The sequence below is a fragment of the Pseudomonas sp. IT-P218 genome (genome assembly GCF_949767605.1).
Lineage (GTDB): Bacteria > Pseudomonadota > Gammaproteobacteria > Pseudomonadales > Pseudomonadaceae > Aquipseudomonas > Aquipseudomonas putida_AE.
In genome coordinates, this window is the sequence record NZ_CATKQQ010000001.1 from 157,100 (window position 1) to 170,345 (window position 13,246).

The 13,246-nt window shown below is 61.5% G+C and carries 12 protein-coding genes; 1 reads left to right on the plus strand and 11 read right to left on the minus strand.

Annotated elements, in window-relative coordinates:
* Window positions 1–4 precede the first annotated feature (4 nt).
* The 10 genes from ACM6I6_RS00660 to ACM6I6_RS00705 form a co-directional block, all read right to left on the minus strand.
* A complete protein-coding gene (locus ACM6I6_RS00660) occupies window positions 5–1,075 on the minus strand; it encodes an ABC transporter ATP-binding protein (protein ID WP_274075768.1) in 1,071 nt (356 codons plus the stop codon).
* The gene (locus ACM6I6_RS00665; protein ID WP_274075767.1) at window positions 1,072–2,670 is read right to left on the minus strand and encodes an ABC transporter permease; all 1,599 of its coding nucleotides are present in this window, start codon (window positions 2,668–2,670) and stop codon (window positions 1,072–1,074) included. Before ACM6I6_RS00665 ends, ACM6I6_RS00660 begins: the two co-directional genes overlap by 4 nt.
* A 3-nt stretch (window positions 2,671–2,673) precedes the next feature.
* Window positions 2,674–3,687 (minus strand): iron ABC transporter substrate-binding protein, encoded by a 1,014-nt coding sequence (locus ACM6I6_RS00670; protein ID WP_414919240.1) that lies wholly within the window; start codon window positions 3,685–3,687, stop codon window positions 2,674–2,676.
* Window positions 3,688–3,828: 141 nt separating this feature from the next.
* Window positions 3,829–4,395: a membrane integrity-associated transporter subunit PqiC gene (locus tag ACM6I6_RS00675; protein WP_414919241.1), complete on the minus strand. Its 567-nt coding sequence runs from the start codon at window positions 4,393–4,395 to the stop codon at window positions 3,829–3,831.
* Window positions 4,396–4,412: 17 nt separating this feature from the next.
* Entirely contained in the window at window positions 4,413–6,068 is a 1,656-nt protein-coding gene (locus ACM6I6_RS00680; protein ID WP_274075764.1) for an intermembrane transport protein PqiB, read from the minus strand.
* The gene (locus ACM6I6_RS00685) at window positions 6,049–6,705 is read right to left on the minus strand and encodes a paraquat-inducible protein A (protein WP_274075763.1); all 657 of its coding nucleotides are present in this window, start codon (window positions 6,703–6,705) and stop codon (window positions 6,049–6,051) included. The genes ACM6I6_RS00680 and ACM6I6_RS00685 overlap by 20 nt, the downstream gene beginning before the upstream one ends.
* Window positions 6,702–7,298: a paraquat-inducible protein A gene (locus ACM6I6_RS00690; protein ID WP_323626866.1), complete on the minus strand. Its 597-nt coding sequence runs from the start codon at window positions 7,296–7,298 to the stop codon at window positions 6,702–6,704. Before ACM6I6_RS00690 ends, ACM6I6_RS00685 begins: the two co-directional genes overlap by 4 nt.
* A gap of 212 nt (window positions 7,299–7,510) precedes the next feature.
* Window positions 7,511–8,812 carry an NAD(P)/FAD-dependent oxidoreductase gene (locus ACM6I6_RS00695; RefSeq protein ID WP_414919242.1) on the minus strand — a complete coding sequence of 434 codons (1,302 nt, stop codon included), beginning with the start codon at window positions 8,810–8,812 and terminating at the stop codon, window positions 7,511–7,513.
* Window positions 8,809–9,897 (minus strand): polyamine ABC transporter substrate-binding protein, encoded by a 1,089-nt coding sequence (locus ACM6I6_RS00700; RefSeq protein WP_406590808.1) that lies wholly within the window; start codon window positions 9,895–9,897, stop codon window positions 8,809–8,811. The genes ACM6I6_RS00695 and ACM6I6_RS00700 overlap by 4 nt, the downstream gene beginning before the upstream one ends.
* A gap of 153 nt (window positions 9,898–10,050) precedes the next feature.
* Window positions 10,051–11,409 carry a glutamine synthetase family protein gene (locus ACM6I6_RS00705; protein ID WP_274075759.1) on the minus strand — a complete coding sequence of 453 codons (1,359 nt, stop codon included), beginning with the start codon at window positions 11,407–11,409 and terminating at the stop codon, window positions 10,051–10,053.
* A 160-nt stretch (window positions 11,410–11,569) separates the two neighbouring features.
* Here ACM6I6_RS00705 and ACM6I6_RS00710 point away from each other — a divergent pair, with 160 nt between their 5' ends.
* Window positions 11,570–12,502 carry a helix-turn-helix domain-containing protein gene (locus ACM6I6_RS00710; RefSeq protein WP_274075758.1) on the plus strand — a complete coding sequence of 311 codons (933 nt, stop codon included), beginning with the start codon at window positions 11,570–11,572 and terminating at the stop codon, window positions 12,500–12,502.
* Here ACM6I6_RS00710 and ACM6I6_RS00715 read toward each other — a convergent pair.
* Window positions 12,499–13,095: a cupin domain-containing protein gene (locus ACM6I6_RS00715; RefSeq protein WP_274075757.1), complete on the minus strand. Its 597-nt coding sequence runs from the start codon at window positions 13,093–13,095 to the stop codon at window positions 12,499–12,501. The genes ACM6I6_RS00710 and ACM6I6_RS00715 overlap by 4 nt on opposite strands.
* Between the last annotated feature and the right edge of the window lie 151 nt (window positions 13,096–13,246).

Below are 13,246 nucleotides of genomic sequence, written 5' to 3' on the forward strand. Positions count from 1 at the left end.
GGGATCAGGGCTCGCTCAGCACATGCGCGTGGCCGATGGTCGAGACCTGCACGGCGCTGCCGGCAGGCGGTGCATACAGGCCGGAGCTGCGTACCAGCAATGATCGGCCTATGGGCTGATCGGCGGTGCGCGAATGCAACTCCACGGTCAAGGTGCAGGTGTTGCCGCTGAAATCCCGGTCGACCACCTTGGCACGACAGCCCGTGACACCCGTGGCGTCGGGCAGCACGCTGGTCAGTTGCAACTGTTCGGGCCGTAGCATGATCTGCGCCGAGTGGTTGTTGCGGTGATTGTTGACCGGTATCCGGCCCAGGTCGCAATGGGCCCAGCCAGCCTCGATCCGCGCTGGCATGACCACGGCGTCGCCGAGAAACAGCGCGGTCTGTTCGTCGTCGGGGTAGCGATAGAGGTCCAGCGGATGGCCTGACTGCACCAGCCGGCCGTGGCGCATCACCGCCAGTTGATCGGCGAAGGACAAGGCTTCGCTCTGGTCATGGGTGACCAGGATGGTGGTGACCCCCGCGTCGGCCAGCAGGCGCGCGACCATCTTGCGCATGACCGCGCGCAAGCCGGTATCGAGTGCCGAAAACGGCTCGTCCAGCAACATCAGCTGCGGCTGCTGCGCCAGCGCCCGTGCCAGCGCCACACGCTGCTGCTGGCCGCCGGACAATTCATGGGGCCAGCGCATCGCCATGTTCGCATCCAGTGCCACGCTGTCCATCAATTGCGCGACACGCTCGCGCTTTTCGCGGCCCTTGATCGACAGGCCGAAGCCGATGTTGTCGGCCACCGTCATGTGCGGGAACAAGGCGCCGTCCTGTGGGACGTAGCCAATCAAACGTTGGTGCGCCGGCACTTCATGGGTGCTGTCGACCAGGGTCTGGCCATTGAGCGACAGGCGGCCGGAGTCAGGAAACTCGAAGCCGGCAATCATCCGCAGCAAGGTGGTCTTGCCTGAGCCCGAGGGGCCGACAATGACCGTACGGCTGCCGCTGGGCACCGACAGGCTGACGTTATCCAGAGCTCGCTGGGAACCGTAGGCTTTGTTCAGTGAATGCAGTTCAAGAGTGTTCATCGGCCAGCCGTTTTTTTCGATTGGTGATACAGGAGCCCGGTCAACGGCAGCGACAACAGGATCATCAGCAGGGCATAGGGCGCCGCCGCGACATAGTCGATTTCGCTGGTCATGGCCCAGAACCCGGTCGCCAGGGTCCGTGTGCCATTGGGCGCGAGCAACAGGGTGGCGGTCAGTTCATTGGTGATCGCCAGGAACACCAGCGCCGCACCGGCAGCCGCACCCGGAGCGGCCAGGCGCAGGGTGATCAGCCATAACGCGCGGGCAGGGGAGCGGCCCAGGCTGCGGGCCATGTTTTCCAGCTCCACCGGTGCCTGAGCGATGCCGGCGCGCAGGCTCACCAGCGCCCGGGGCAGGAACATCAGCAGGTACGCCAGCAGCACGGTGACGGTGGTCTGGTAGATCGGCCGGGCAAAATGAATGGTGACGGTCACCAGTGCCAGCGCAACGACGATGCCCGGCAATGAACTGGTGATGTAGTTGCAGCTTTCCAGCAGCCGCTGCAGGCGTCCGGGATGGCGGATCGACAGCCAGGCAATCGGAATGGCGGCGCAGGTGGTCAGGGCAGCCCCCGCCACGCCCAGCATCAGGGTCTGTTGCAGCGCCGGCAGCAGCTCGCCCAGGTTCCAGGCCTGCACGCCGCCGGCGATCAGCCAGCCGCCCAGGGTGATCAAGGGCACACCCAGCGCCAGGGCGCAGGTGGTGCTCTGCAACGCCAGTGCGAGCACCCTGGCCGGGGTTTTCAGGCCCACGATCCGTTGCTCACGGGCACTCCCGGAGCCCACGCGGGCGTAGCGCGCATGGCCCCGTGCGGCGGATTCCACGGTCAGCATCACCAGGCAGCACAGGGCGAGCACGCTGGCCAGCATGTGGGCGGCAGGCCCGTTGAAGGTGGATTTGAACTGATCGAAGATCGCGGTGGTGAAGGTGTCGAAGCGGATCATCGCGTACAGGCCATATTCGGCCAGCAGGTGCAGGCCGACCAGCAACGCGCCACCGCAAATGGCCAGGCGCAACTGCGGCAGCACCACGCGAAAAAACACCGCCCACGGCTTGAGCCCCAGCGATTCGGCGACATCTTCGATGGCCGGGTCGAGGCGCCGCAAGGTCGCGGCAATCGGCAGGTACAGGAACGGGAAGTAGGCAATCACCGACACCAGCACCCCGGCGAACAAGCCGTGAATCGGCGGCACCAGGCTGACCCAGGCATAACTGTGGACGAAGGCCGGCACCGCCAGGGGCGCCGTGGCCAGCAACGACCACCAGCGACGCCCCGGCAGATCCGTGCGCTCGGTCAGCCAGGCCAGTGTCACACCCAGCGCGATACAGAGGGGAATCGTCAGCACCACCAGCAACACGGTGTTGATCAACAACTCGCCCACCCGTGGCCGGAACACCAGGGTCACCACCGTGGACCAGCCGGTCTGCAGGGACACGCCGATGACGTAGGCAATCGGCAGCAGCGCCAGCAACGACACCAGCACCGACAAACCGACCACCCACGCGCCACCGCGGCTCGCGAACACGCCGCGCGATCGTCTACGCAAATTGGCGGGTAGCGCTTGGGCGGTACCCGCGGGCAGGATTTCAGGCATCAATTAAAGCAGTCCTGCCTGAGTCATCAGCTCCACGGCTTTTTTACTGTCGAGTTTCGAGGCGTCGACGGATGGGGCGTCGAGCTGCTGCAAAGGCACCAGTTTAGGGTTGGATTCGGCGTTCTTGCCCACGGCGTATTCAAACGATTTGCCATCCTTGAGGATGGCCTGGCCGTCCTTGCCGGTGATCCACTTGAGGAACGCCTGGGCTTGTTCCTTGTGCTTGCTGGAGGCCAGGACGCCGCCTCCGGAAATGCTGACAAACGCCCCCGGATCCTTGTGCTTGAAGTAGTGCAGGGCGGTGTTCTTGCTGTTTTCGCCGGTCTTGGCCTGATCGACGAAGCTGTAATAGTGGTAGATCACGCCGCTGTCGATCTGCCCGGCATTCACCGCCTTGAGCACCGAACTGTTGCCCCGGTAGGCCGTGAAGTTGGTCTTCATCGCCTTGAGCCAGTCCAGGGTCGCGGCTTCGCCTTTCTGTTCGAGGATGGCGGCGACGATGGCCTGGAAGTCGGCACCACCGGGCGAGGCGCCCCAGCGGCCTTTCCACTCTGGCGCGGCGAGGTCCATGATCGACTTGGGCAACTTGTCCTGGGGCAGTTTGCTCGGGTTGTAGACGAACACCGTGGAACGCGCCGCGATCCCCACCCATTTGCCGTGGGCCGGGCGGTAGGCCGGGTCGACCTGCTCCAGGGTGGCCTTGTCCACGGGGGCAAACAAGCCTGCGCCGTCGACCAGGACCATCGCCGGGGAGTTTTCGGTGAGGAACACATCCGCCGGCGAGTCGGCCCCTTCCTGTACGATCTGGTTGCCCATTTCGGTGTCGTCGCCGTTGCGCATCGTCACCGGAATGCCGGTTTCCTGGGTAAACCCTTCGACCCAGGATTTGGTCAGGCTTTCGTGCTGGGCGTTGTAGACCACGATGCCGACGGTATCGGCGGCGTATAGGTGACCTGCGCTCACCAGGGCGGTGACCAGCAAGGCTTTTTTGAGGTACGAAGGGATCGTTGACTTCATGCGGCGTCAGCTCCTGTTATTGTTGGTCTTGCAGGCTGATACGAGCGAATCGACAAAAGAAGGTCGTCAATTATTCTAGATCAATACGAATCATTTGCAGCCTGTGGGAGCGAGTTTGCTCGCTCCCACAGGGGGATGGTGTTATGGGCTGGTACTTGCGGATGGACAACCTTTTTGCGTGGAGGCCGCTGCCTGGTTGATCAGTGCCGCCAGGCGCCTGACGTTGTTCTGCTGCGCCGCCACCAGCTCATCGATGGACGGTCCCGACGGTGTCTGCAGGGTGCTGCGGCAGGTGTCCATGAGGCTTTCACTGCCATTGTTGGTACGCAGGCGCCATTTCACGTCGAGCAACCCATACTGGCCGGGAATCGAATCAAAGCGCTGCACCTCCAGCCGCACCGATACCCTGCGTTGCGGATTGTTGTTGATCATCTGGTCGGTCAGGGCACTGCGCAACTCGTCCACCAGGCTGGCCCCCCACCACTCGGTTTCCAGGATCGCCATGCCGGTATTGCCCTCGCGCACGACGATCTGCGGGCGATCGACCTGGGGCGGTACGGTGAGCATTTCAATCTGGATACCGGCGGTACTGCGTGAATTGACCGCCGGCTGGGCCGGGGTCAGGGTGTGAAACTGGATCGGATCGCTGCGACAGGCAGCGAGTAACGACAACGCCGCGACCAACGTGATTTTCAGCGGAAAAGCCATGAATGTTGCTCCTGTGGTCATTTGCTCGGCGGCCCTTGCATATCCATCGGCGCGGCATTATCCGGGCGTCCACGAATCAGCGATTCCGGATGCCGGCCAAGGTAATCCGCCAGGTCACGCAGCGAGCGCGAGGTGCGTCCGAGTTCGTCCAGGGTCTGCCCGAGTTTTTCCCGCTGCGGCGAGTCTTCGGCCAGAGTCGAGTTGGCCGATTGCAGGGTCTTGCTCACATCGGTCAAGGTGGTTGACACGCCAGGCAGGGTCTTGGCATTGAATTGCACCAGGCCTTTGCGCAGTTCGACGAGGTTGCTGTCCAGATTGGCGGCAATGCGGTCGATAGGCAGTTGGTTGATCTTGTTGACCATGCCCTCGAGTTTTTCCTGCAATTGTTCGAGGCTGCCTGGAACGGTCGGAATGCTGACTGGACGGGCGCTTTGATCAAATACGACTTTTTCCGCCTTAGGGTAGAAGTCCAGGGAAATGTACAGCTGGCCGGTCAGCAGGTTGCCGGTGCGAGCCTGGGCGCGCAGGCCGTTGTCGATAAAGGTACCGATCACGCGTACGGCGGCGGCTTCATCCTTGGGATCGTGATTGAGGGTCTGGAGCATCTTCGTGTGCGCTCGGCCCAGGCGCTGCGGATAAATCATGATGCCGACGTTGACCGGGAAGGTGCGTTTTTTCGCGTCGAAATCCAGATTGACCGACACCACCTTGCCGATTTCGATGCCGAGGAATTCCACCGGGGCATCGACCTTGAGGCCGCGCAAGGCCTGGTCGAAACGCAAGGTCATGAACTGTCCCTTGCCACTGGGCGGGGCGAGGGCCGTTTGCTGGTCCTGGAACAGTTCGTAGGCATATTCCTCCGGGGCCGGTTTGTCGTCGGGGCTGTATTCCGGCGCACGGAACGCAACGCCGCCCACCAGCAAGGACGACAGGGACTCGGTCTTGACCGCAAAACCATTAGCACCGACGCTCACGTCCACACCGCTGGCGTTCCAGAATCGGGTGTTCTCGGTGACGTACTTGTCGTTGGGTGCGTGGATGAACAGTTCGATGTTCACCCCCTTGCCATCGGGGTCCAGCGCGTAGGCCACGACCTGGCCGACCGGAATCTTGCGGTAGTAGACCGGCGAGCCGATATCCAGTGAACCGAGGTCCTGGGTATGCAAGGTGAAGCGTTTGCCCGGTTCGCCATAGGTGATGGCTGGCGGGTTTTCCAGGCCTTCAAAGTTCTTCGCGCGGGCATTGTCCTGGCCGATATCGGCGCCGATGTAATCCCCTGACAACAGGGTATCGATTCCCGAAACCCCGCCAGCGCCGATCCGCGGCCGGACCACCCAGAACTGCGAGTCCTTGCGGGTAAAGCTTTCAGCCTGTTTCACCAGCTTGATCGTCGCATCGACGCTCTTCTGGTCGTTGCTCAACGCCACGTCCGACACATGGCCGATCACCACGTTGCGGTATTTCACCTCGGTCTTGTTGGCGGTCAGGCCGCTGCCGGTCTTGAACTTGACGGTGATGGTCGGCCCCTCCTGCAAGATGCTGTGGACCACCAGCGATATCCCTACCAGCACCGCGACAATCGGCACGATCCACACCATCGAAAAGCTGAAACGGCGGGTCTTGATCGGAGCCTGCCCCGGGACCAGCGGCCCGTCAGTGGCTTGTGACTTCATCCGTGACCTCCTCATTTTGTGGTTGTTGCCGCTCTTTATCCCAGATCAGTCGCGGATCGAAACTCATCGCCGCGAGCATGGTGAACACCACCACCAGACCAAAGAACAGGATGCCCGGGCGCGGTTCGATATCGGCCAGGGCCTGGAATTTCACCAGCGAGGCCACCAGGGCGACCACGATGACGTCGAGCATTGACCAGTAACCGATAAGTTCGACGAACCGATACATTTGCGAGCGCTGCCTGAGCGCCCATTGACTGTCGCGTTGAACGGTCACCAGCAGCAGCGTCAGGGCGACGAACTTGACGCCCGGTACCGCAATACTGGCGATGAAAATGATCAGGGCAATGTCCCAGGCGCCGTGCTGCCAGAACTCGATCACGCCGCTCATGATCGTGCTGTCGGCACCGTCGCCGACCATCTTGGTGTTCATCACCGGCAACAGGTTGGCCGGCACATAAAACACCAGGGCGGTGATCATGTAAGCCCAGGTTCGGGTCAGTGAGTTGGTTTTACGCCGATGCAGAGGGGCACCGCAGCGCTCGCATTCGTGGGGATCACCGGTCATGTCGCAGGCCAGGCCGCAGCTGTGGCACAGGCACAGGTTGAGGTCGCGGGCAAAGGGAGGCATGGTCATACGAGGTCCCACAGTTCACGAATATCGCGACCGGCAATGCGGATCATCATCAGGCTGAGGACGGCCAGGGCGAACAGACCGATGCCGGGCAGCACATCCAGCAACCCGGCGAGCTTGATCACCGCAACCATCGCGCCCAGCAGGCAGACCTCCAGCATGCTCCAGGGCCGCAGGGTTTCCAGCCAGCGCATGCAGAAGCTGAAACCCGGCGCGCGCTGGTGCCTGAGGGCGAAGCCCAGCACCCAGATCAGCAGCAACAACTGAAAGATCGGTGCGATGATCATGGCGATCGCCGCCACCAGGGCAATGAAGGTGATGGGCCCCAGGCTGAGCGCCACCACCGAATCCCAAAGCGTTGCACTGTTTTTCAGGCCTTTGAGGCTGATGCTCATGACCGGATAGAAGTTGGCAAAAATCCACAGCATCAACGCGGCGAAAGTCAACGCCAGGCGTTGCTCCACGGTCAGGCCGTTATAACGCTGAAGCACGCCGCCGCAGCGGGTGCACAGGGTTTTCTGGTGTTTGGCGAGCGTCACTTTTTCGTACACGCTGTCGCAGTGCTCGCAGATGATCAGCTGATCAGTAATTGCCATGGGCCAGGCTCAACAGGAGGCAGGAAATTCAGAGCACCCCCTCAATATAGAAGTGACTCGCAATTGAGCAAATCGAAAGGCTAAACAGAGAGATGGGGAAGGACGTATCGTTGATACCCTGTAGGAGCTGCCGCAGGCTGCGATCTTTTGATTTTGCTTTCAAAAAAACAAGATCAAAAGATCGCAGCCTGCGGCAGCTCCTACAGGGGCGGTCAGCCGAGGAGTTCGCGCATGCGGTACCAGAGCATGCCCAGGGCCAGCAGCGGCGAACGCAGGGCGCGGCCACCAGGAAAGGTCATGTGCGGCACGGCACTGAATACGTCGAAGCCTTTGCTGTGACCGGCATGGATCGCTTCGCCCAACAATTTCGCGCACCAGTGGGTCACGTTGACGCCATGGCCGGAGTAACCCTGGGCGTAGAACACGTTCGGGTATTGGCTCAGGCGCCCGACCTGGGGGAAGCGATTGGCGGTGATGCCGATCTTGCCGCCCCATTGGTAGTCGATGCGCACATTCGCCAGTTGCGGGAAGACCTTGAGCATCTGCGGGCGCATGTAGGCGCTGATATCCGCCGGATCACGCCCGGAATAATGGCAGGCTCCGCCAAACAGCAGGCGCCGGTCGGCCGAGAGCCGGTAATAGTCCAGGCCGACTTTCTGGTCGCACAGCGCCAGGTTGTGCGGGATCAACTGTGCGGCAAGCTGCGCCGACAAGGGTTCGGTGGCGATGATGTAGCTGCCCGCCGGGAGCACTTTTCCGCTGAGTTTCGGTTCAAGTTCTTCCAGATGCGCATTGCAGCCCAGGACCAGACTGCTGGCGCGTACCGTGCCACTTGCACAACGAATTTGAACAGTACTGCCATGGATCAACTCCAGTACCGGGCTTTGCTCGAAAATCCGCACACCAAGGGATAACGCGAGTTTCGCTTCGCCAAGCACCAGGTTCAGCGGGTGCAGGTGCCCCGAACCCATGTCGACCAGGCCACCGGCATACACGCTGGAATTCACCACCTGCTCACGGATCTGCGCAGATTCGACCAGACGGGTTTCATGGGCGTAACCGGATTCCTTGAGCGCAGCGTGTTCAGCCTGCAACCCGGCGAACTGCGACGGGGTGTTGGCCAGCTCGCAGAAACCCCAGCGCAGGTCGCAATCGATACCGTGCTCACGAATGCGGTTGCCCACCAGTTGCACCGATTCAGTCCCGGCATGCTCCAGGTAGCGCACACCTTCAACCCCGACATGCTTGGCGAAACCGCTGACGTCATGGCCGATGCCACGAATCAGCTGCCCGCCGTTGCGCCCGCTGGCACCCCAGCCGATCCGCCGGCCTTCCAGCAGGACCACCGAGAGCCCGCGTTGGGCCAGTTCGATGGCCGTGTTGACGCCGGTAAAACCGCCGCCAATCACGCAGACATCTGCCACCAGGTCTTCGGTCAGCGTGGGGTAGGGCACCATGCCATTGGCCGACGCGGAGTAATAGGAATGGGCGTGTTCGTGGGTGTACTGGTTCATTGGTTGGACTTCACTTTGCTCCAGGAACGCGTCATCAAGCGCATGATCGACTGCGGCGGCGTGGTCGAGATGTACAGCTTGTCGAGCACTTCCTGCGGCGGGTAAACCTCAGGGTTGTTCACCAGTTCCGGATCCATGTATTGCTTGGCGGCCGGGTTCGGGTTGGCATAACCGACCGAGGCGCTGACCTTGGCGATCACTTGCGGGTCGAGCAGGTAATTGATGAAGGCGTGGGCTTCTTTCGGGTTGCCGGCGTCCGCCGGGATGGCCAGCAGGTCAAACCACAGGTTCGCGCCTTCCTTGGGAATGGCATAGGCAATGTTCACGTTGTTCTTGGCTTCCTTGGCGCGGTTGGCAGCCTGGAACACGTCACCGGAGTAACCGAACGCCACGCAGATGTCGCCGTTGGCCAGGTCCGAGACATACTTGGAGGAGTGGAAATAGGTGATGTACGGACGGATGCTCAGCAGCTTGGCTTCGGCCTTTTTGAAGTCATCGGGATTCTCGCTGCGCGGGTCCATGCCCATGTAGTTGAGCACCGCGGGGAACACTTCATCCGCCGAGTCCATCATCGATACGCCGCAGGCGCTCAGCTTCTTGATGTTTTCCGGTTCGAACAGCACGGCCCAGGAATCGATGTGGTCAATGCCCAGCACCTGCTTGACCTTGTCGACGTTGTAGCCGATGCCATTGGTACCCCACAGGTACGGCACCGAGTGCGCGTTACCCGGGTCGTTTTTTTCCAGCAGGGCCAGCAGTTTCGGGTCCAGGTTCTTGAAGTTCGGCAGTTGCTCGCGGTCGAGCTTGAGGAACGCGCCGGCCTTCACCTGGCGGGCGAGGAAGTGGTTGGACGGCACGACCACGTCATACCCGGTACGCCCGGCAAGCAGTTTGCCTTCCAGGGTTTCGTTGGAATCGAAAACGTCGTAGATCACCTTGATCCCGGTTTTGGCCTGGAAGTCGGCGAGGGTGGTCTCGCCGATGTAGTCGGTCCAGTTGTAGACACTGACCTGTGGCTGAGCCTGGGCAACGGCGCTGAACAAGACCGCGAGCGCGGCCGGGACCATGGATTTCAACAGACGCATAACGATACCTTCTTGGAATTATTGGATTCTTCAGGTGGTTTTCTAGGGTACTGGCGGCCGTCATCGCCAGCAGGCTGGCTCCCACAGGGGGAATGCATTCCAAGTGTGGGAGCCAGCCTGCTGGCGATAAGGTCGTTACAGACAGCGAAGGGGTCAGACGCTCAGCAACAGGAACTCGCGCTCCCACGAACTGATCACGCGCTTGAAGTTCTCGTGCTCGGCACGCTTGACTGCGACATAGCCACGCACGAACTTGTCGCCCAGGTAGCGGCTCACGGTGTCGCATTCTTCCATCTGCGTCAGCGCGTCTTCGATGGTGATCGGCAACCGCAGGTTGCGCCGCTCATAAGCCCGACCCTGTACCGCGGCGCTTGGTTCAATGCGCTCGACCATGCCCAGGTACCCACACAGCAGGCTGGCGGCGATGGCCAGGTAAGGGTTGGCATCGGCCCCCGGCAAGCGGTTTTCCACGCGCATGGCATCGGGGCTCGAGGTCGGCACGCGCAGGCCGACGGTACGGTTTTCTTCGCCCCATTCGACGTTCACCGGTGCCGAAGTGTCCGGCAGGAAGCGGCGGAACGAGTTGACGTTCGGCGCGAACATCGGCAGCACTTTGGGGATGTACTTCTGCAAGCCACCGATGTGGTGCAGGAACAACTCGCTCATGTTGCCGTCGGCATCGGCAAAGATCGGCTGGCCGGTGGCGATGTCCACCACGCTCTGGTGAATGTGCATGGCGCTGCCCGGCTCATCGCCGACCGGCTTGGCCATGAAGGTCGCCGCGACGTTGTGCTTGAGCGCCGCCTCGCGCATGGTGCGCTTGAACACGGTGATCTGGTCGGCCAGGTCCAGGGCGTCGCCATGGCGGAAGTTGATTTCCATCTGCGCCGGGCCGTCTTCGTGGATCAGCGTGTCGAGGTCCAGGCCCTGGAGTTCGCACCAGTCGTAGACATCTTCGAACAGCGGGTCGAATTCGTTGGCGGCGTCGATGGAGAACGACTGGCGACCGCTTTCGGCGCGACCGGAGCGGCCCATCGGGGCCTTGAGTGGCAAGTCCGGGTCTTCGCAGCGCTGGGTCAGGTAAAACTCCATTTCCGGCGCGACGATCGGCCGCCAGCCTTTGTCGGTGTACAGCTGCAGGACTTTCTTGAGCACGTTGCGCGGCGACAATTCGATCGGGTTGCCGAACTTGTCAAAGGTGTCGTGAATCACGATGGCGGTCGGCTCGATCGCCCATGGCACCACGTACACCGCATCGGACACCGGCTTGCAGACCATGTCGATATCGGCAGGATCGAGCAGGTCGTAGTAGATGTCGTCGTCGACAAAGTCCCCGGTTACCGTTTGCAACAGCACACTTTCCGGCAGGCGCATGCCTCGCTCATGCAGGAACTTGTTGGTGGGTGCGATTTTGCCGCGTGCAATGCCGGTCAGGTCGCTGACGACGCACTCGACTTCGGTAATCTTGTGATCTTTCAGCCAAGTGAACAGCTGATCGAAAGGGGCATTCATAAAGACCTCGTTATTGGTTTTGTTAACGCGGGAGAAAGTCGATTCATCTGTAGGACGCTTCCCCTGTAGCGCGTTGACGTCTATCTTGGGCGAGGCTTACGGTTCCATCTATCCACTTTTAGCAATACAAAACGCACCAAAAGAGTGCGTAAGGTCACCCATGACAGCTTGCAATTCGTTACAGGTCCAAGCATTCAGTACCGTCGATGTCGCCGAGCAAATCCGCGCCACACCGGGCTGGGTCCAGCATTACCAACAGATGTCGCCGGGACATTTCGCAGGATTGGTGCGCTATCTGGATCTACAGGGCGTCGAGATCTACGAGGAACAGATGAACACCCGGGTCGAGCAGAATTTCAGTGCGCCGCAAGGTTCGCTGGCGTTCTGTTTCGATCGCAGTGATAACGCGCTGTACGTGTTGAACGGTGAAAGCCGCAACATCTGGATCACCCCGGAGAACTACCAGGAAATCGCCGTGGTGTTCGGCCCGGACTTCGTCAAGCGCCATGGGCTGGACGTCGCGCGGCTGGAGGGGTTGTTCCTGGCGCCGCTAAACTCGCAGCAGAATGCCTTGTTCAGTCGCTGGCTCAGCGCAACCCTGACCCAGCTGTCGCAGACCTACGACCCGCCCAGCCGCGAAGCCTTGACCCAACAGTTGTTGGAGGACTGTCTGTTCATCCTCGACAACGCCTGCGTGCGCCTCGACCAGGGCGCCCTGCAGCGTCGGGCCGGGGAGCGGGCGATCATGCAGCGGGTAGGGGAATGGGCGGCGGACAGCCCGGAGGAGCAGCTCAACCTGCTGGAGTTGTCCCGGGTCGCCGGGGTTTCGCTGCGCCAGCTGCAACACGCGTTCAAGACCTACACCGGCATGGCGCCGACCCAGTGGCTGCGCCTGCGCCGCCTCAACAGTGCCCGCCGCGAACTGCTCAGCCGCACGCCGACGCAAACCACCGTGGCCGAAGTGGCCATGCACTGGTCGTTCTGGCATCTGGGACGGTTTTCCAGCAGCTATCGCGCGCTGTTCAAGGAACTGCCGAGCGACACCCTCAAGCGTGCATGTGTCGCTCAGGCAAGCGGGCGCGGCCGGCGTTAGAAGGTCGGCGGGGTGATCACCCAGATCACCACGGCATCCACCTCGCCAGGGTTACCGTAGCGGTGCGGCTCCTGGCTGGAGAAACTGAAACTGTCGCCTTCATTGAGCTGGAAGTAGCGCTCGCCGACCCACAACTCGAAGCTGCCCGACAGCAGGTAACCGGCTTCTTCGCCGTCGTGGCTGTAGCTTTGCTGGCTGTAGGTGCCGGGCGGGAAACGCGAGTGGAGCATTTCCAGCTGGCGGTTGACTTGCGGGGTCAACAGCTGATCGACGATGCCGTCTTCGTAATGCACGTTCAGGCGGCTGTGCTTGCGCACGACAATACCGTCGTCTTCAGGATCGGTGATCGCCTCGCTGGCGAAGAACCACTGGATAGTCACGCCGAGACTGCGGGCGATGTTGAACAGCGCCGGGATCGACGGATAGGCGAGGTTGCGTTCCAGCTGGCTGATGTAGCCGGCGGTCAGTTCGCTCTGTTGCGCCAATTCCGCCAGGGTCATGCCCCGACGTTTGCGCAGGCCGCGGATGCGCGTGCCGAGGAAATGCGGTTCGGCGCTACCTGATGCGGCCTGGGTCTTGCTGCTGTTGCTCATGGCGAATTCCAAACCGGGTAGAACGTGAACCCTTGTAGGAGCTGGCTTGCCAGCGATGGTCGTGAACGATAACGCGTGCTTACCGGATAATCGCGGTGTTATCGACTCCATCGCTGGCAAGCCAGCTCCTACAAGGGTGTTTCAAAGCCCC

Coding starts and splice junctions, on each gene's coding strand:
- ACM6I6_RS00660 (WP_274075768.1), bottom strand. CDS start 1,075: ATGAACACTCTTGAACTGCATTCACTGAACAAAGCCTACGGTTCCCAG.
- ACM6I6_RS00665 (WP_274075767.1), bottom strand. CDS start 2,670: ATGCCTGAAATCCTGCCCGCGGGTACCGCCCAAGCGCTACCCGCCAAT.
- ACM6I6_RS00670 (WP_414919240.1), bottom strand. CDS start 3,687: ATGAAGTCAACGATCCCTTCGTACCTCAAAAAAGCCTTGCTGGTCACC.
- ACM6I6_RS00675 (WP_414919241.1), bottom strand. CDS start 4,395: ATGGCTTTTCCGCTGAAAATCACGTTGGTCGCGGCGTTGTCGTTACTC.
- ACM6I6_RS00680 (WP_274075764.1), bottom strand. CDS start 6,068: ATGAAGTCACAAGCCACTGACGGGCCGCTGGTCCCGGGGCAGGCTCCG.
- ACM6I6_RS00685 (WP_274075763.1), bottom strand. CDS start 6,705: ATGACCATGCCTCCCTTTGCCCGCGACCTCAACCTGTGCCTGTGCCAC.
- ACM6I6_RS00690 (WP_323626866.1), bottom strand. CDS start 7,298: ATGGCAATTACTGATCAGCTGATCATCTGCGAGCACTGCGACAGCGTG.
- ACM6I6_RS00695 (WP_414919242.1), bottom strand. CDS start 8,812: ATGAACCAGTACACCCACGAACACGCCCATTCCTATTACTCCGCGTCG.
- ACM6I6_RS00700 (WP_406590808.1), bottom strand. CDS start 9,897: ATGCGTCTGTTGAAATCCATGGTCCCGGCCGCGCTCGCGGTCTTGTTC.
- ACM6I6_RS00705 (WP_274075759.1), bottom strand. CDS start 11,409: ATGAATGCCCCTTTCGATCAGCTGTTCACTTGGCTGAAAGATCACAAG.
- ACM6I6_RS00710 (WP_274075758.1), top strand. CDS start 11,570: ATGACAGCTTGCAATTCGTTACAGGTCCAAGCATTCAGTACCGTCGAT.
- ACM6I6_RS00715 (WP_274075757.1), bottom strand. CDS start 13,095: ATGAGCAACAGCAGCAAGACCCAGGCCGCATCAGGTAGCGCCGAACCG.